Here is an 18,129-nt window from a genome sequence, read left to right on the forward strand (position 1 = left end):
GCAGTATCTGAACTGCTCTCTGTCACAAGGTTTTACAAATCGTACTTTGAAAGTTGCCCCTGTTTTTCCTTTTCAAGCATTTCTGCCGATGACTCTCATAAGCACAACTAATCACACAAAGAGGAGCCGTTGAACAATCAGTCTCCTCCGTTATTGAAGCAGCGACAAGGATGGATTATGAAAATATCTCAGGCAACCCCGTCAAAACCTGTTTCTGAGACAAGTAGCCAGTTGTCATCTGATCAAAGTGCGGATGGATCGGTAAAACGGGTATCTGGCACCAGGCATATACCAGAAGGAATACGCTTTGACAGGGCAGGTAAATCATTGAGGCAGAGAAAAGTCGCCAAAAACCCTGTTAAGAAACTTTTTCTCAGGGTTAAAGCCCGGTTGTTAAAATTGGACAAGCCCTCGAAAACGCAATCAGGGCCTGTTATCCCGGAAAGAAAAAGCGTGATGTTTGCAGAAAAAATGAACCGGGAACAACTCACGGAGGCATTGCTGTTTGAATGGACTGGAAAAAAACTGAGCAGTTTTCCCAAAGATCAGCGCAAAGCCGTTGATAACCTGAACAGTTTTTCCATGACGGCTTTTAAGAAATTATTGGAACAGGGGGACACCCTGTCTACAACAGAGATTCCAAATTGTGTGGTTTGTTCAAAACCCGGTAGTCAGTTTCCAGAACGCGCTCAGGAGCTGCTTTCGGAAGTGCTGACAAAATACCCGGATCTGAAGACCAAAATTGAGCGGAGTGACGGGCTTTTCAAAACACCTGTCATGATTGCTGAGGAGCCAGAGGAAGCGTTACTAAACCCGGAAGAGCTGCAGAGGCAAAAGGCGGGAGTCTCATATTACCCGAGGATTGAGACCGGTGATGTCTCGCTCAGTTCAGCAACCACCCTGTTTATTCCTAACGAAGTGAAAAACCACAAGCAAGCGGTTAAAAGTTTGGCAAAGGCGTTGGAACGTGCGATTGACAGAGCTGAACAAATTGTGCCAGAAGAGTCCAGGGCGACAGCCAGACAGCTACGCAGTTGACGGAATTCGTAGTATTTGTTCAGAAACAGGGATTGTCAGCCTGAAGTTCGGTACCATGTTGTTATGAAACAAGGTTTTTATGAACCAAGCGTTTGAATAATAACAAAAGTACTATGACAGAATCACCATTTGCTGAGATGGCCCGGCGCTTTCTCACGATCATTCCCCATTGTCAGGAACTGAATATCAGTCTGGTATCCGCCAGCCCTGAAGGCGTGGAGTTTATAATGCCTTTTCAGGCTGGCCTCGAAGCCAACCCTGGTAGCGGTATCATTCACTCTGGCGCTATCACCACTTTGCTGGATACAGTGTCTGGCATGTCTGCATTAACAGGGCTACCGGAAGTTGAACCCTGTCCGACCCTGGATTTACGGCTGGATCATCTGGCGTTGCCTGAGCCAGGCAGGGCTATTCATGCTTTTGCCGAAGCTTATCGGGTTACCCGTTCCGTTGTATTTACCCGGGGGTATGCCTTTAACACCGATCATACACAGCCTTTCGTGCATGCTGTCGGTACCTTTATGCGGGTCAGCAGCAAAACCTCCGGAGGGCAGTAATCATGGCAGATATGGAAAAACTGCTGCAGTCGGTGGAAGAGGCCCGAAACAGTCGGGATTACGCCCCGTTATGCCAGCACATCCCATACGCCCGCAAGATTGGTATGAGCTGTCAGTCAGACAGTGAGGGCGCGCTGTTTCTGTTACCGGGCAGCGAAAAGAATATTGGCAATCCCATGTTGCCTGCGATTCATGGTGGCGTTGTGGGAGGTTTTATGGAAATGGCGGCGGCTGCCCATTTGATGTTGTTTATGGACGAACCCCGAACCCCGAAGATGATTGATTTTTCCCTGGATTATCTGCGTTCTTCCCGGGTGGTGGATACTTTTGCCCGTTGCGAGGTAGTCCGGCAGGGTAACCGGGTAGCCAATGTGATGATAAAAGCCTGGCAGGCTGACCCGTCGGCACCGGTAGCCATTGGCAGGGCGCACTTCAAACTCAGCCATCGTTGAGTTTGAAGTGTTGAGTTTGAAGAGCATAACGCATGGCACGACTTTTCTGTTAGCTTCTGATAAATTGCGCGACGACAAGCAAGACGTAATAGAGAGAAAGCATGAACAAACTGTTCGATGTAGTGGTATACGATGCGGGCAGCCTGAATGGTGAAGCCCTGCTGGCACTGCTGGATGAACGTGTGTTTCCGGTCGGAAGCCTGTATGCCATTGCCGAAAATCCTGAGCCTGATGCCGTCGTGAGCTTTCAGGAGCAGGATGTCGATGTGCTCAAAGCGGAAGGCTTTGAATTTGTCGATGCCGATCTGCTGATTCTGCCAGCGGGCTGTAAAGCGTCTGATGAACTGGTCAGCAGGGCAACTGAGTCTGGTTGCCTGGTTATTGACGGACGCCCGGGCAGTCAGGCAGGGCCGATGATGATGCCGGGGATCAATGAGGATCAGCTGGACAGTGCCAGAGATAATAAAGTCGTGGTTGTGCCATCCAGCCCTGCGGCGCTGATGCTACCCGTCCTTAAACCACTGGAAGAAGCGCTGGGCATTGACTCGGTGAGTGTGACGGTGTGCCAGTCGGTATCGGACCTGGGCAATGACGGTATTAATGAACTGCGCAAACAGACCATTGAGCTGTTAAACGGCAAGCCGGTGTCAGGCGGTCGTATGGCGTTTAACCTGTTGCCACAGGTGGGAGAGCTGGACAGCAACGGTGTGTCTTCTCAGGAACAGGGCATTATTAATGAACTGGTTGAAGGGCTTGGCAGTGGCGATGTGCGAATAAACCCAACCTGCGTCAGGGTTCCGGTGTTTTTCGGTGACAGCCTGTCGATTCAGCTGGAGCTGGACAGGCAGGCCGATGCCTCCGCTGTCAGAGAGCTGCTTTCTGGTATTCAGGGTGTAGAGTTAACGACAGAGGATGATCACCCAACCGTTGAAACCGTTGCGGGAAATGACAGCATTGTGGTGGGCCGAATCCGGCATCAGACGGCATTTGCCGGACAACTGGCACTGTGGCTGGTGGCAGACCCGGTAAGACGTACAGCCATTAACACCATTGACATGGCAGAAATATTGCTAAAAGACTTTTTAAAATGATAACTTAGCTTTTATCAGTGAAGCTCCCTTATTGTCCTTGTTTGAAAGGGGTACAATAAAGTCAGACTGTGGTTTTTGTCCTGATTGCCGACGAAAACTACATCTGCAGTAAACAGCCGTGATTATGAAATGCCGTTTTCGTTACCTTGAGTGATGAAAATGGCATTGGCATGGTAAAAGGGGCAGGTGGAGTTCCGGGAAAGAGATTGAGGTTCGTCTGCTGGCTTTCCCGGCAAAAAACAACAAGGATTCATGATGAGACTACAGAAGCTTGTAGTAGCTATGGCTATGACAGGAGCTTTGGGCTCGGGTTTGGCTAATGCACTGGGTTTAGGAGAAGTGACCATGCATTCGTCGCTGAACCAGCCTCTGGATGCTGAAATAGAGCTACTGCAACTCAGGGATCTCACCCGCAACGAAATTCTGCCAAACCTTGCCAGTCGCAGTGATTTTCAAAGGGCTGGTATTGGTCGGCCTTTCTCTCTGTCCAGCCTCAGTTTTAAAACCAGGATTCGTGAAGACGGTACCGGGTATATTCATGTGACCAGTGCAGACGCCGTCCGGGAACCGTTTCTTAATTTTCTGATGGAAGTACACTGGCCCAGCGGCAGACTGCTCAGGGAGTATACCCTGTTGCTTGACCCTCCTTCATTCAGTGAACAACCGGCACAGCCTGTTCGCCCTCCGACAACCCGGCCCTACGCAGCCCGTCCGCCGATTCAGCAGCCTGATCCTTATGTTGAGCCTCATAACAGGCGCACCGATGACTACCTGCCTGCGCCGGAACGGGCTCTGCAACCCGAAATCCGTCCAATCACCGAGCGACCATTTGGCAGCGCCCGGCAGACGACACAGGATGATACGACAACCGGTTCCACAGTAAGAAGTTATAAGGTTCAGCCAAACGATAATCTGTGGAGTATTGCCCGGGCTGTCAGGCCATCGGGAGAGTTGTCGGTTCAGCAGACCATGGTGGCTATTCAGCGCAATAACCCGAATGCCTTTATGCGGGAAAACATCAATGAGCTGAAGAAGGGGCAGGTGCTGCGTATTCCGACTCAGGACGACATCCTGTCCATGAGTTACCAGGAATCTGTCGCCGAAGTGGCAAAACAGAATCGTGAGTGGCAGGCCCGTCTGGAACAACTGGATGCCAGTCGTCGTTCAAAGGCCGATACGGCGGGCGATGGTACAGTGGCAGATGGTCGTTTAACCATTGTCGGCTCAGACAATGCAGCCGGGACGGGCCAGGATCAGGGTGGTGGCAGTGGTAGCGCTGACACAGGTGCTTTGAAGAACGATCTCAGCATAACTCAGGAAAAAATGGATGAACTGAGCCGTGAAAACGATGAGCTGAGAAGTCGTCTGAAAGACCTGGATGAACAAATTGCCACTCTGAAACGGCTGATTACTCTGAAAGACGATCAGATGGCGGCACTGCAGTCTTCGGGAAATGAACCTGAAGCTAAACCCAAACCCAAACCCAAGCCTGCTCAGGAATCAAAACCAATGGTTCCTCCGAAGGAAGAGGGTGGACTGCTGTTCTGGATTCTGGGCGCTCTGGTCCCCGTTGGTCTGGCCGGTGCATTCCTGGTGTATCGCCGTCGCAAGAAGGCTCAGGATGAGGACGATTTTGATATTGATGGTGATGGTTCGGAAGCGATGCCGCTCATGGGCGAGGATCTTTTAGCCGACGACGAAGAACTGCAGCTGGATGAGACTCTGGAGATTGATGAAGAGGCCCTGAGTGATAGAGAGTTTGAAGGCGAGCCTGAAGAAACTGTTCAGCAGACTCAGGATGCGCTCAGTGAAGCGGATATTTATATTGCTTATGGTCGTTTCCCGCAGGCAGCTGAGTTGTTGGGTAAGTCGATAACGGCTGGGCCAGAGCGTACAGATTTACGTTTGAAACTGTTAGAAGTTCACGCTGAAGCCAATGACCTGGATAGTTTTAAAGCCGCGTTAGCTGAGTTGGAGGCTCTGGGTAATGAAGACGCTAACCGGCAGGCCGACGTATTTAAAGCTCGATTCCCGACTGATGCCTTCATGCAGGAAGGAGGCGAACCGGTTGTTAATGACCTGAGTGATGTTGATCTGAGTGAAGAGGCTGACAGTGAGCAGGAGTTTGACCTTGGCGAGCTGGATGACGAGGATGGCCTGGAAGCTGAAGAACCGGGGGATGATCTGGAATTCGACTTCAGTGAAGACGATGAAGGGGATGAAGAGTTGCCTGATCTTGATCTTGAGGATCTGGATCTGATCGATGAGCCTGATGCTGAAGGAAGCAATGATCAGGGTGATGCCGATCTGGATGATCTGGATCTTGGCTTTGATCCTGACTCAGACTCTGACTCTGATTTTGACTCTGACCACGAAGAGGAAAGTGCTGGCGACAGTGCGATTTCGGACAGTATGTCCGATTTCGAGGCAGCGCTGGATGACGACGATGACCTGGACTTCCTTTCCGACGAAGACGAAGTGTCCACAAAGCTGGACCTGGCCAGGGCTTATATGGATATGGGTGATCAGGAAGGCGCCCGTGAGATTCTGCAGGAAGTGCTGGATAGTGGCAACGATGAACAAAAAGAGGAAGCTCAGACTCTGATTCAGGGGCTGGACGGTTGACCTGACTGTCGGTAAATCCCGTTTGCAAATTGCGGCGTCTGTTATTACATTCGCTGCTTTTGTATTCAAGTAGAGTGTTCATGCCCCGTTTCGCAGCCAGTGTTCAATACGACGGTTCCCACTACCATGGCTGGCAGAGCCTGAAAAGCGGCCTGCCAACTGTTCAGGCGGCTGTTGAAGCTGCCCTCTCCAAAGTGGCTAACCATCCTGTTTCTGTGGTGTGTGCTGGCCGTACCGATGCCGGTGTTCACGGTTCCAACCAGATTATTCATTTTGATTCTGATTCTGTTCGCAGCGAACGTGGTTGGGCTTATGGCTCAAATACCAACCTGCCGGATGATGTAGCCATTAACTGGGTCATACCTGTTTGTGATGAGTTTCATGCACGCTTTTCAGCACAGTGGCGTCGCTATCGTTACGTGATTTACAACCATCCGATTCGTCCTGCCCACCTGCCTAAAGGCGTAACCTGGAATTATCGGCCTCTGGACGTAGAACGTATGCAGACTGCCGCCCGGCATCTGGTTGGCGAGCATGATTTTACCTCCTATCGCGCGGTTCAGTGTCAGGCAAAGAATCCGGTTCGTACCATTTCCCGATTAACGGTGACACGGCATGGGCATCTGATTGTGCTGGACATTCAGGCTAACGCCTTTTTGCATCACATGGTTCGGAATATTGCGGGCGTACTGATGACCATTGGTTCAGGTAAGCATGAGCCTGACTGGGCAAAGACCGTTCTGGAAGCAAGAGACAGAACCGAGGGTGGTGTGACTGCACCGCCATTTGGTTTGTATTTTGTGGATGTGGGCTATCCGGAAACATTCGGCTTGCCAGCCAGTGAGCCTAATCCACACTTTGTTGCGCCTCTGTTACCCTGGCCGTAGAGAGTCCTTTTACGCCATTGAAGGCGCGTTATTGAACTCTTTATTGAAGAGTTCTTATTGAAGACAAGGAACTTCGGTTTCTGCTACTATCGGTTTTCTTTACCATCTGCAGTAAGGCAATGTCTCTGGATACTACTTCCTTAAATAAGCAGACCTCTTTAACCAGGCAGCCATCTTTAACCAGGCAGGGCTCCCTGGCAAAAAAGGTTAGTAAAACCCGAATAAAGGTGTGTGGTATTACCTCAGTTGAGGATGCCGTGGCTGCTGTTGATGCGGGCGCTGATGCAATTGGGCTGGTGTTTTACGAAAAAAGCCCAAGGTCTGTCAGCATAGATCAGGCTCGTGAGATCGCTGTCTGTGTGCCACCGTTTATATCGGTTGTGGGACTGTTTGTTGATGCAGAGGATGAGTATATACAGGCTGTGCTGGAGCAGGTGCCTCTGACATTGTTGCAGTTTCATGGTAATGAGCCGGATGACTGGTGTCAGCGCTGGAACCGGCAGTATATCAAGGCGTTGCGGGTACGCCCGGAAATGTCTGTAAAACAGGCAGTAGCGCAATACCCCGGTGCCAGCGGGGTATTGCTGGATGCCTATCGTAAAGGGGTTCCGGGAGGGACAGGGGAGTCGTTTGACTGGACTTTAATCCCTGACTCTCTGGAAAAACCGGTCGTTCTGGCTGGTGGGCTGAATGCAACCAATGTTGCCGAAGCCATCAAAAGGGTTTCACCGTTCGCGGTTGATGTCAGCAGTGGCGTCGAACTGAAGCCCGGAGAGAAAAATCACGATGCTGTCAGGGCCTTTGCCTGGGCGGTCGTGAGAGAGAATGATCAGGCTTCTGGTCAGCGTAAAACAGATGAACGCTGAAAGCAGTAGCCGGTAGAAATAGTAGGTAGAAAATGTCGGATCAGAGCAAGTCTCAAAAGACTCTTGATAATGAAGCGTACCAGCAGCCGGATAACAGTGGCCATTTTGGTCAGTTCGGTGGTCGCTATGTTGCAGAAACCCTGACCAGTGCTTTGCAGGAACTGGAGGCAACGTATCGGGAGCTTTGGCGGGATCCGGCATTTCAGGCAGATTTTGATTATGACCTTGCCCATTTTGTTGGTCGCCCGTCGCCTTTGTACCATGCTGAGCGGTGGTCAGAGAAACTGGGTGGCGCACAGATTTATCTGAAACGTGAAGATCTGAACCATACCGGTGCGCACAAGATAAACCACGCTGTAGGTCAGGCGTTGTTGGCAAAACATATGGGTAAGACCCGTATTATCGCGGAGACCGGTGCTGGTCAGCATGGTGTGGCAACAGCGACTGTAGCAGCCCGACTCGGGCTGGAGTGTGTTGTCTACATGGGTGCCAAGGATGTTGAACGTCAGGCATTGAACGTTTATCGCATGAAACTACTCGGAGCCACAGTTATTCCGGTAACCAGTGGTTCACAGACGTTGAAAGATGCGATTAATGAGGCGTTGAGAGACTGGGTCGCCAGACCGGAAGAAACTTTCTATATTCTTGGCACCGTATGTGGTCCTCATCCATATCCTGAAATGGTGCGTGACTTCCAGAGCATTATTGGCCGGGAAGCCAAACAACAATGTCAGGCAATGACTGGCAAATTACCTGATGCGCTGGTTGCGTGTGTTGGTGGTGGTTCTAATGCCATGGGGCTGTTTTATGAGTTCATCGACGATCAGGACGTTAAAATTTTTGGTGTCGAAGCCGCTGGTCTTGGCGTAGAGTCAGGTGAACATGCTGCCCGGATGGCAGGTGATCGCAAGGGGGTATTTCAGGGACAGCGTAGTTTCCTGATGTGCGATGACGATGGTCAGATTACTGAAAGTTACTCGGTTTCTGCTGGTCTGGACTATCCGGGTGTTGGTCCGGAACACAGCTACCTGCGCGAGATCGGACGCGCAGAATATGTGTATGCCACCGACGATGAAGCGTTGGCAGCATTCCGCAACCTGACCCGGATGGAAGGCATTATGCCTGCGCTGGAAAGCTCGCACGCCCTGGCTTATGTTGAGAAGCTGGCACCGACCATGAAAAAAGATCAGGTGATTGTGGTCAATCTGTCTGGTCGTGGCGATAAAGACATTCACACTGTGGCAACAATTGATGGTTTGGACATCGGTCTTCAGGGATAAGGAACAGTAATAGTGAGAATTAAACAGCGTTTTGCACGACTGCAGGCTGAAAACCGTAAAGCTCTGGTGCCTTATATTACTGCCGGTGACCCGGCGGATAAAACCGTTGAAATGATGCATGAGCTGGTGAGAAACGGAGCCGACGTGATTGAACTGGGCTTCCCGTTTTCGGATCCGGTAGCCGACGGGCCGGTTATTGCGAAGGCACATCTGCGGGCATTATCACACGGTGTTACATTGAATGACGTTTTTTCAATGGTAAGTCACTTCCGGGAGACCGATAATGAGACCCCGGTGGTGCTGATGGGCTACCTTAACCCTATTGAAATAATGGGTTACGAGGTGTTTGCTGAGAAGGCATCGAAAGCCGGTGTGGATGGAGTACTGGTCGTTGACCTGCCACCAGAATTTGCAGATAGTCTGGTGGCGCAGATCAGGCCAAAAGGCATTGATATGATCAACCTGATTACACCGACCACATCGGATGAACGAATTAAGAAAATCTGTTCAGTGGCTTCAGGCTTTATCTACTACGTTTCTCTGAAAGGTGTGACGGGCTCTGCAAAACTGGATATTACCAGTGTGCAGCAGCGTGTGACGCACATTAAGCAGTTTACTGATATGCCTGTGGGTGTTGGCTTTGGTATCCGGGATGGAGAGTCGGCTGCTGCCATCAGTCAGGCGGCAGATGCTGTGGTTGTGGGGACTGTGCTGGTTTCCGAACTGGCGAAGTTTGACCAGGAAGGTGAAGCCTGTTTGCAACGTGTAGGTACTCAGGTGTCTGAGATGCGTATTGCCATGGATAACCGCTGACAGAGTGGACATTAAGCAGCAGGTGTTCCCTGCTGTCGAGAGGTTGGCTGCCAGGACCGGCAGCCACCCTCTCAGAAAAACAGACAGGAAGCATTAATGAGTAATTGGTTGGTCGACAAGCTGATTCCTTCACTGTCGCGTTCTTCCAGTGAGAAACGCAGCAGTAACGTGCCTGAAGGGTTGTGGCGAAAATGTGTAAAGTGCGACTCCGTACTTTATCGCCCTGAGTTGGAGCGTAACCTGGATGTTTGCCCCAAGTGTTCGCACCATATGCGCATATCTGCCCGCAAACGTCTGGATTACTTTCTGGATAAGGAAAACCGTGAAGAGCTGTTTGCAGATATTGAACCTGTCGACAAGCTGAAATTCCGCGACTCTAAAAAATACAAAGATCGTTTGTCTTCCCGCGCAGAAGGCAACCGGTGAAAAAGATGCGCTGGTTGTGTTCAAGGGCGAACTGGAGAGTTTGCCGATTGTAGCCTGTGCTTTTGAGTTTGCCTTTATGGGTGGCTCCATGGGATCTGTTGTGGGTGAAAAGTTTGCCCGGGCTGCAGAACTTGCACTGGAACTGCGTATTCCCCTGGTGTGTTTTTCTGCCAGTGGCGGAGCCCGTATGCAGGAGGCTTTGTTCTCCCTGATGCAGATGGCAAAAACCAGTGCGGCGCTTGAGCGTATGCGCCAGAAAGGGGTTCCTTACTTTTCGGTAATGACTGACCCGGTGTACGGTGGGGTGTCAGCTTCACTGGCAATGCTGGGCGATTTAAATATTGCTGAGCCGGCTGCACTGATTGGCTTTGCCGGCCCCCGTGTTATTGAACAGACCGTTCGTGAAAAGTTGCCTGAGGGTTTTCAGCGCAGTGAGTTCCTTATGGAGCATGGTGCTATTGATATGATCGTTGATCGTTGTGAAATGCGTGCGACCATCGCCCGACTCTATCGAAAGATGGGGGGAATAGCCTTTGAACCAGAGGTGGATAGCGCTTTTGACGATGAAGTTATTGTGGCCGAATCCTGATCGATCCCCTGCATCACCATCTTTTGTCTGAAGATGGTGATGCGCTTATGTTAAAAGCATCAAATGATACCCAGTGACTATCCTTCCCAATATTCCATAAAATCCAGTACCCATTTCGTACTAACACTTCTATCAACAGTAGCCAGTTAGCCATTATTTAAGCGTATTGCATTGCTTCAGGGCTGCTGGTTATCCGTTCAGATAAAATAAATTGAATTAACTACTAACGATTTGTTCCTGCTTAAGGTTGTAAAACGATGTCAAGAGTTAACGATTATCACCCTAAATTTGAACTGCTTTCTGAATGGCTGGATTGGCTTGAAACGACCAGACCCGAAACGGACATGGAACTGGGCCTTAGTCGTATAAGAAAAGTAGCCACTGCCGCAGAGCTGCTGAAACCTGCCCCTTATGTCATAACGGTGGCAGGAACTAATGGCAAAGGTTCTACTGTGGCCTTGCTTGAGTCGGTGTTGCTGGCGGCTGGTTACAAGGTCGGTACTTACACGTCGCCTCACATCCATCGATTTAATGAGCGAGTGAAAATTAATGGCACTGAAGTAGCCGACAAAGCCCTGAGTGACTCGTTTGCAAAGGTTGATCAATACCGTGGTGACACCTGGTTAACTTATTTTGAGTTTGCTGTTCTGGTTGCAGCGGATTGCTTCAAAAAGCAGCAGGTCGAGATTGCACTGATGGAAGTGGGCCTCGGAGGAAGGTTGGATGCCACCAATGTTATTGATCCCAATTTATCCATTATTACCACCGTTGACCTGGATCATCAGGACTGGCTGGGTGAGACCATTGAGGAGATAGCCAGGGAAAAAGCAGGCATTATGCGACCCGGTGTGCCTGCTATTTATGGCGACCCGTCGATTCCCGAGTCAATTATTGAGCAGTCTATCGCAGTTGAAGCGCCACTTTACCGACGAGGTGTTGAATTTGATATTGCTGTCGAAAAAACAACCTGGAGCTGGCAGGGCAAGAACTGGCGAGGGCTGGAAGAAAGTATCCAAAAATTACCAGCACCTCAACTGGTTATAGATAATGCAGCAACAGTTGTTCAGGCGGTCAAACTATTGCCATATACAGTGTCGTATGATCAACTATGTAAAGGGATAGCCAGAGCGCGTCTCTCAGGAAGATATACGAAGGTTGTAGTAGAAAATAAAAATAACGACCCCGTACAGGTAGTTTTTGATGTGGCCCACAACCCGCAAGCTGCCCGTAAACTGAGAGAACGACTAAAACAAGACCCCGTGCCTGGCAAAACCCGTGCGCTGATCGCGATGTACAGAGACAAAGATTATAAGTCTGTAGTCGACATTTTAGCGCCTGTAATCGATGAGTGGTATGTCAGCGAGTTCGACTCGCCACGGGCTCTGCCTGCGTCTGAATTGAAGGATGCTGTGGTGGCTTGTGGCGGTAGCGTGATCTCATGTAATACTCACCCACCTTCCCCCTTATGCTCTATCACTGATGAAATGGTAAGCAATGCGGATCGTCTTCTGGTGGTTGGTTCGTTTATGACGGTAGCGGCTTTAATGACTGATCACTAGTTGCCAGATGTACGTCATTATTGTTGGGCATTATCAGCCATCATTCCTCTCTTTGCTGTTAATAATAAAAAAATAATTAACAAAAAATATATGGCCATGAGAATAACACCAATAATATTATCAGGCGGCAATGGAAGCCGCCTGTGGCCGCAGTCCAGAGCACTGTACCCAAAACAGTTTTTAGCACTAGTTAATGAAAAAACCATGCTACAGAATACGCTGGAGCGAGTAAGTGACTCTAGCCTTTATTCTGCCCCAGTTGTGGTTGCCAATGAAGAACATCGGTTTATTGTTGCTGAGCAAAGCCGTGATGCAGGAGTCGAACTGAACAATATTATTCTTGAACCTGTTGCACGTAATACAGCCCCCGCAGTTGCTGTAGCAGCCCTTGATGCATTAGAAACAATGGGTGCTGAAGAAGATGCGCTGTTATTAGTATTGGCAGCAGATCATGTGATAGAAAATTTAAGAGCGTTTGAGAACGCAGTACTCCTTGCAAAACAGTCAGCTCTGGAAAGTAAATTGGTTACGTTTGGCATTATACCCGACCAGCCTGAAACCGGTTATGGGTATATAAAAGCCAAAGGGAAAAGTGGCGTTCAACTGGTTGAAAAGTTTGTAGAAAAGCCAGACAAAATAACAGCAGAAGGCTATGTGGCATCTGGTGATTACTACTGGAATTCTGGAATGTTTTTGTTCAGTGCCAGACAGTACCTGAATGAGTTGCAAGCCCTTCAGCCTGTGATGCACAAATCCTGTGTCAATGCCTATCAATCTGCTGTAAAAGACCGAGATTTTATTCGACTTGATAAGGGCAGCTTCGATGAATGCCCCGATAACTCCATTGATTATGCTGTGATGGAAAAAACCAGTAGTGCAGTAGTTGTTCCTATGGATGCAGGCTGGTGTGATGTTGGTTCCTGGTCAGCACTTTGGATGCTTGGTAAGAAAGACGAGAACAACAATACAATCCAGGGGGATGTGATCTTAAACGATGTAAAAAATTGTTATATCCATTCAGAAAAAAGCCTTATTGCTGTAGTTGGTGTCCAGGATCTCGTTATTACTGAAAGCGACGATGCCCTGTTGATAGCCCATAAGGATTGCGTACAAGATGTTAAAAAGGTCGTTGAAAGACTAAAAGAAAGCAACCGGCCTGAAACTCAGATGCATAGAAAAGTCTATCGTCCCTGGGGGTTTTATGACTCGGTTGATACCGGACAACGCTTTCAGGTAAAGCGTATTACGGTAAATGCGGGTGAAAAATTGTCGGTTCAGAAACATCACCACAGGGCTGAACATTGGGTTGTTGTCAGTGGCACGGCAAAAGTAACACTTGGCAATAAGGAGCTATTGGTGACTGAAAATCAGTCAACCTATATTCCTGTTGGCGAAGTTCATGCCCTTGAGAACCCAGGGAAAATTCCTCTACAGCTCATTGAAGTACAGACAGGCAGTTACCTTGGAGAAGACGATATTGTTCGCTTTGATGATCTTTACGGGAGAACTCAATGACAGAGCTTACTTGTTTCAAGGCGTATGATGTCCGCGGTAGGCTGGGAGCGGAGTTAAACGAAGATATTGCCTATCAGATTGGTCGTGCATTTGCTCAATATTTAAACGCTAAAAAAGTGGTCGTGGGTAGTGATGTTCGTCTGACTAGCGAACCGTTGAAATTAGCTCTGGCAAAAGGGCTAATGGATGCAGGAGCTGATGTCATTGATATCGGTACGACAGGAACTGAGGAAATTTATTTTGCAGCTTTTCACCTGGATGTGGATGGTGGCATTGAAGTCACTGCCAGCCATAACCCGATCGACTTTAACGGTATGAAATTTGTAGGGAGAGGTGCTCAGCCAGTTAGCGGCGACAGTGGGTTAAATGAAATAAAAAGAATTGCTGAAAATAAGGACTTTATAACACCTACTTCCCGGGGTTCTTTAACGAGACTTTCCATCCTTGATGCTTATGTAAAGCATGTCTTGGGATTTATTGATTATAAAAACATTAAACCCATAAAACTGGTTGTTAATGCAGGTAATGGTGCTGCTGGTCATGTGATTGATGCGATAGAGTCTCGTTTTAAAAAACAAAATATACCAGTGGTCTTTATCAAGATTCACCATGAACCAGATGGAAATTTTCCTAATGGTATCCCTAACCCGTTAATCCCGGAAAAACGCGAGGCAACGTCGTTAGCTGTAATAGAGTACGGGGCTGATATGGGCATTGCATGGGATGGAGACTTTGATCGCTGTTTCTTTTTTGATGAAAATGGGGAGTTTATTGAAGGGTATTATATTGTAGGACTTTTGGCAGAGGCATTTTTGAAAAAATCATCTGGTGAGAAAATTATTCATGATCCACGACTGACCTGGAATACTATAGATATAGTTAGAAAGAATGGTGGCGTCCCCATTCAATCGAAAACTGGACATGCCTTTATTAAAGAACGAATGCGTAAGGAAAATGCTATTTATGGTGGTGAGATGAGCGCACACCATTATTTCAGGGATTTTGCATATTGTGATAGTGGGATGATTCCGTGGTTGTTGATTTCTGAATTAATCAGTGTAACAGGGTCTAGCTTGTCGAGATTAGTTGGAGAGTACACAAAATTATATCCATGTAGTGGTGAAATTAACTTTCGTGTAAAAGACCCTCATGCCTGTGTTTCATTGATTAAAAAGCATTATGAGTATGTAGATTCCGTAGTCAGTATGGAGAATGTGGATGGTTTAAGTGTGTCGTTCGATAAATGGCGATTTAATTTAAGGACTTCTAATACTGAGCCCCTTCTTCGCTTAAATGTAGAAGTAAAGAAAAATAACAGAATGATTAAGAAAATTGTTCATGAAATTGAAACTATTTTTAATGATCATGAAATTTTAATTTAAACTTGAGTGTTTACTTTCTGTTTTTCTTGAAAAATATCTGAAAAGTTTTTGCGTGATTCAACAATGAAAATAGCTGTAGCTGGTATGGGATACGTTGGCCTGTCTAATGCAATGTTACTGGCACAATATAATGAAGTTGTAGCTTTGGATATTGTTCCAGAAAAAGTCAATATGTTGAATGACGGGCGGATACCCATTGCTGATGTAGATATGTCAGTTTTTTTCAGGAATAAAAAGCTTAATTTACATGCTACCCTGGTGAAGGAGGTTGCTTATAAAGATGCTGCATTTGTCATTATCGCAACTCCAACTGATTACGACACGGACCGGCACTACTTTAATACACAGAGTGTCGAGTCTGTTATAGACGATGTTATTTCAATCAATCCTGATGCGGTGATAGTGATAAAGTCTACGGTTCCTGTTGGCTATACAACAAAAATAAAGGAAGTTTCGAAAAGCGATAATATTATCTTTTCTCCAGAATTTTTGCGCGAGGGATTTGCTCTTTATGACAGCCTCTACCCGTCACGCATTGTTATTGGAGAGCATTCGGATCGGGCCGAGGTATTAGCCAATCTGTTCAGGGAGGGAGCGATTAAACAGAATATTCCAATATTGTTTACTCGTAGCACAGAGGCCGAAGCTATCAAGCTGTTTGCAAACACTTATCTTGCCATGCGGGTTGCTTTTTTTAATGAACTTGATACTTATGCCGTAACTCACGGTCTGGACACCCAACAGATTATAGATGGTGTTAGCCATGAACCTCGTATTGGGAATTTCTATAACAATCCTAGTTTTGGATATGGTGGTTATTGCCTGCCCAAAGATACAAAGCAGCTCCTTGCTAATTTTGAGGATGTCCCACAAAATTTGATACGTGCCATTGTTGAATCTAATACTACCCGTAAAGATTTTATTGCAGATGAGATTATGCGCCGTAAACCTAATGTTGTGGGTATCTATCGCTTAGTAATGAAAGTTGGTTCAGATAACTTCCGGGCTTCCAGCATTCAAGGCATTATGAAACGGCTTAAAGCTAACGGTGTCGAGGTTATTGTTTACGAACCTGTACTGAATGAACCTGTGTTCTTTAATTCTCAAGTTGTTAATGATATTTCAGTGTTTAAACAGCAATCTGATTTGATTATTGCCAATAGACGTTCATCAATATTGTTAGATGTAGATCATAAGGTATTTACACGTGACGTTTCAGGATCAGATGACTGAATCTTTATGAGTAAATCCACACTGATTAATTATTAAGTTAAAATTAAAGAGCCAAAATTGAACCAGCTGAGTAACAGAGCTTTTCTATTATCATTTTTTAAGATACTTATGGACTGAATAAATTATGAGTCTGACTTTTTTTCTGTACTCAGAATCAAACAATGACCATAATCCGGGTAGTGATATTCGGATTGGCATTTCCAAGTGGCGTATATGGGGTACCTTAGGTTGGCATGATATTCGTCAACGTTATCGGCGGTCTGTTTTGGGACCTTTCTGGTTTACCCTGAGCACTGCAATAATGGTAGCGGTTCTGGGGGCTTTGTATTCTGTACTGCTTAAACAGAAAATTACAGATTACTTGCCATTTCTTGCTGTAGGCCTGGTGATTTGGCAATACATTGCATGCGTTGCCAATGAGGGCTGCAATGCATACACCACATCATCCCATCTTATTAAACAAATCCGTCTACCATTGACTGTTCATGTATGTCGGACTGTATGGCGTAATTTTGTTATTCTTCTCCATAGCTTTCCTGTTGTGGTTCTCATGCTAATGGCTTTTGGCAAATGGCCAGGTATTGAAATTTTTCTCGTTCCCGTTGGAATGTTCTTACTTTTTCTAAATGGAATATGGGCTGGAGTCGTATTGGGAATATTGTGTGCACGTTACAGGGATATTCCACCAATAATTACAAACTTCATACAGGTCGCTTTTTTCTTTACCCCTGTTATGTGGATGCCTGAAATACTTGAAGACAGAGGGTGGGTGGCAAATTACAATCCGCTGTACCATCTGATTGAGATAGTCCGGGCTCCTCTTCTGAATCGACCATTGCAAGCAGAGTCCTGGGTGTGGACACTTGGTCTGTTGATCACAGGGTTTGCATTGGCTCAATATCTTATGTGTCGTACACGTAATCGGGTACCTTATTGGTTATGAGTATTTCCATATCAGCCCGGGATTTGATCGTAGAATTTCCGATCTTTGAAAATTCCCATCGCTCATTAAAGAAAGCAGTTATAAACCTGACGACAGGGGGCAAGATTGCCCAAGATGCTGGCAAGCACCCGGTTATTACTGCGCTTGATGGTTTGAATTTTGCATTCAATGAGGGAGACAGGATTGGTTTGGTTGGTCATAACGGATCAGGTAAAACGACACTGTTGCGTGTGCTTTCCGGGGTTTATGCGCCAACATACGGCGAGCTGCTGATTAAAGGTAAAACGGCCTCACTGCTGGATGTTTCTATGGGGCTTGATCCTGATGCTACTGGGTTTGAAAACATATACCTTCGCGGAATTCTGGATGGACTTCACCCCAGGGCAATCCGAGATAAGGTTGATGATATAGCAGATTTCAGTGAGCTGGGTGAATACCTTAATTTACCAGTCAGGACTTACTCAAGCGGGATGCTGCTTCGCCTTGCATTTGCAATATCGACAAGTGTTGATGCTGATATTCTGATCATGGATGAGTGGCTTAGTGTTGGCGATGAAGATTTTAGCGCCAAGGCAGCTGAGCGCATGGGTTCTCTCGTCAACAAAGCCTCCATCCTTGTCCTCGCTTCCCATTCGCCCGACTTAATAACCAGAATATGTAACCGTCAAATGCGTCTGGAGCATGGAAAGGTTATTGAGACGATTGACCTGATTAAGCCGGTGGCAGCACAATTTGAGGAAGGGGTAGCAGATCAGGAGCATATAACTGCACTATGACCAGAGTTGTAAGGCAGTCATAGGATATCTGACAATGCAGGAGTAGTTACCGCAGCAGAGATGCAGTTTATACTGAAGCTCTGCTCTGAAAGTTTTA

The 18,129-nt window shown here is 47.3% G+C and carries 15 protein-coding genes and 1 pseudogene; all 16 read left to right on the top strand.

All coding sequences use genetic code 11. The annotated features are described in order from the left end of the window. The first annotated feature begins 177 nt into the window (after positions 1–177). Positions 178–1,038 (top strand): hypothetical protein, encoded by an 861-nt coding sequence (locus tag V5J35_RS21020; RefSeq protein ID WP_354009016.1) that lies wholly within the window; start codon positions 178–180, stop codon positions 1,036–1,038. Positions 1,039–1,151: 113 nt separating this feature from the next. Continuing rightward, a complete protein-coding gene (locus tag V5J35_RS21025) occupies positions 1,152–1,595 on the top strand; it encodes a PaaI family thioesterase (protein ID WP_354009017.1) in 444 nt (147 codons plus the stop codon). A 2-nt stretch (positions 1,596–1,597) separates the two neighbouring features. Then, positions 1,598–2,047 carry a PaaI family thioesterase gene (locus tag V5J35_RS21030; protein WP_354009018.1) on the top strand — a complete coding sequence of 150 codons (450 nt, stop codon included), beginning with the start codon at positions 1,598–1,600 and terminating at the stop codon, positions 2,045–2,047. A gap of 101 nt (positions 2,048–2,148) precedes the next feature. Then, entirely contained in the window at positions 2,149–3,138 is a 990-nt protein-coding gene (locus V5J35_RS21035) for an Asd/ArgC dimerization domain-containing protein (protein ID WP_354009019.1), read from the top strand. 282 nt (positions 3,139–3,420) lie between these two features. Then, entirely contained in the window at positions 3,421–5,763 is a 2,343-nt protein-coding gene (locus V5J35_RS21040; RefSeq protein WP_354009020.1) for a motility hub landmark protein FimV, read from the top strand. Positions 5,764–5,843: 80 nt separating this feature from the next. Next, on the top strand, positions 5,844–6,650 hold the full coding sequence (gene truA / locus V5J35_RS21045) for a tRNA pseudouridine(38-40) synthase TruA (protein ID WP_354009021.1): 807 nt from the start codon (positions 5,844–5,846) through the stop codon (positions 6,648–6,650). A gap of 119 nt (positions 6,651–6,769) precedes the next feature. Continuing rightward, positions 6,770–7,516 carry a phosphoribosylanthranilate isomerase gene (locus V5J35_RS21050; protein WP_354009022.1) on the top strand — a complete coding sequence of 249 codons (747 nt, stop codon included), beginning with the start codon at positions 6,770–6,772 and terminating at the stop codon, positions 7,514–7,516. Positions 7,517–7,548: 32 nt separating this feature from the next. After that, positions 7,549–8,796, top strand: coding sequence for a tryptophan synthase subunit beta (gene trpB / locus V5J35_RS21055; protein ID WP_354009023.1), 1,248 nt, complete (start codon positions 7,549–7,551; stop codon positions 8,794–8,796). Between the two features lie 9 nt (positions 8,797–8,805). After that, entirely contained in the window at positions 8,806–9,609 is an 804-nt protein-coding gene (gene trpA / locus V5J35_RS21060; protein WP_419095783.1) for a tryptophan synthase subunit alpha, read from the top strand. A 96-nt stretch (positions 9,610–9,705) separates the two neighbouring features. Next, positions 9,706–10,624 (top strand): annotated as a pseudogene (gene accD / locus V5J35_RS21065) (acetyl-CoA carboxylase, carboxyltransferase subunit beta). Between the two features lie 257 nt (positions 10,625–10,881). Next, positions 10,882–12,183, top strand: coding sequence for a bifunctional tetrahydrofolate synthase/dihydrofolate synthase (gene folC, locus V5J35_RS21070; protein ID WP_354009026.1), 1,302 nt, complete (start codon positions 10,882–10,884; stop codon positions 12,181–12,183). After that, positions 12,184–13,698, top strand: a complete 1,515-nt coding sequence (locus V5J35_RS21075) for a mannose-1-phosphate guanylyltransferase/mannose-6-phosphate isomerase (RefSeq protein ID WP_354009027.1) — start codon at positions 12,184–12,186, stop codon at positions 13,696–13,698. Then, the gene (locus V5J35_RS21080) at positions 13,695–15,080 is read left to right on the top strand and encodes a phosphohexomutase domain-containing protein (protein ID WP_354009028.1); all 1,386 of its coding nucleotides are present in this window, start codon (positions 13,695–13,697) and stop codon (positions 15,078–15,080) included. The genes V5J35_RS21075 and V5J35_RS21080 overlap by 4 nt, the downstream gene beginning before the upstream one ends. Before the next feature lie 63 nt (positions 15,081–15,143). Further along, positions 15,144–16,313: a nucleotide sugar dehydrogenase gene (locus V5J35_RS21085; RefSeq protein WP_354009029.1), complete on the top strand. Its 1,170-nt coding sequence runs from the start codon at positions 15,144–15,146 to the stop codon at positions 16,311–16,313. A 124-nt stretch (positions 16,314–16,437) separates the two neighbouring features. Continuing rightward, on the top strand, positions 16,438–17,256 hold the full coding sequence (locus V5J35_RS21090; protein ID WP_354009030.1) for an ABC transporter permease: 819 nt from the start codon (positions 16,438–16,440) through the stop codon (positions 17,254–17,256). Next, positions 17,253–18,032 carry an ABC transporter ATP-binding protein gene (locus V5J35_RS21095; RefSeq protein ID WP_354009031.1) on the top strand — a complete coding sequence of 260 codons (780 nt, stop codon included), beginning with the start codon at positions 17,253–17,255 and terminating at the stop codon, positions 18,030–18,032. Before V5J35_RS21090 ends, V5J35_RS21095 begins: the two co-directional genes overlap by 4 nt. Positions 18,033–18,129: the final 97 nt, after the last annotated feature.

Origin of the sequence: Endozoicomonas sp. NE40 (assembly GCF_040549045.1) — a bacterium.
GTDB classification, from domain to species: Bacteria; Pseudomonadota; Gammaproteobacteria; order Pseudomonadales; family Endozoicomonadaceae; genus Endozoicomonas_A; species Endozoicomonas_A lisbonensis.

What these genes read in the sequence shown, in the direction of transcription:
- trpB (WP_354009023.1), top strand. Translation starts at nt 7,549, where the DNA reads ATGTCGGATCAGAGCAAGTCTCAAAAGACTCTTGATAATGAAGCGTAC.
- V5J35_RS21040 (WP_354009020.1), top strand. Translation starts at nt 3,421, where the DNA reads ATGGCTATGACAGGAGCTTTGGGCTCGGGTTTGGCTAATGCACTGGGT.
- V5J35_RS21080 (WP_354009028.1), top strand. Translation starts at nt 13,695, where the DNA reads ATGACAGAGCTTACTTGTTTCAAGGCGTATGATGTCCGCGGTAGGCTG.
- V5J35_RS21085 (WP_354009029.1), top strand. Translation starts at nt 15,144, where the DNA reads ATGAAAATAGCTGTAGCTGGTATGGGATACGTTGGCCTGTCTAATGCA.
- V5J35_RS21090 (WP_354009030.1), top strand. Translation starts at nt 16,438, where the DNA reads ATGAGTCTGACTTTTTTTCTGTACTCAGAATCAAACAATGACCATAAT.
- V5J35_RS21030 (WP_354009018.1), top strand. Translation starts at nt 1,598, where the DNA reads ATGGCAGATATGGAAAAACTGCTGCAGTCGGTGGAAGAGGCCCGAAAC.
- V5J35_RS21050 (WP_354009022.1), top strand. Translation starts at nt 6,770, where the DNA reads ATGTCTCTGGATACTACTTCCTTAAATAAGCAGACCTCTTTAACCAGG.
- folC (WP_354009026.1), top strand. Translation starts at nt 10,882, where the DNA reads ATGTCAAGAGTTAACGATTATCACCCTAAATTTGAACTGCTTTCTGAA.
- V5J35_RS21025 (WP_354009017.1), top strand. Translation starts at nt 1,152, where the DNA reads ATGACAGAATCACCATTTGCTGAGATGGCCCGGCGCTTTCTCACGATC.
- V5J35_RS21035 (WP_354009019.1), top strand. Translation starts at nt 2,149, where the DNA reads ATGAACAAACTGTTCGATGTAGTGGTATACGATGCGGGCAGCCTGAAT.
- V5J35_RS21095 (WP_354009031.1), top strand. Translation starts at nt 17,253, where the DNA reads ATGAGTATTTCCATATCAGCCCGGGATTTGATCGTAGAATTTCCGATC.
- truA (WP_354009021.1), top strand. Translation starts at nt 5,844, where the DNA reads ATGCCCCGTTTCGCAGCCAGTGTTCAATACGACGGTTCCCACTACCAT.
- V5J35_RS21020 (WP_354009016.1), top strand. Translation starts at nt 178, where the DNA reads ATGAAAATATCTCAGGCAACCCCGTCAAAACCTGTTTCTGAGACAAGT.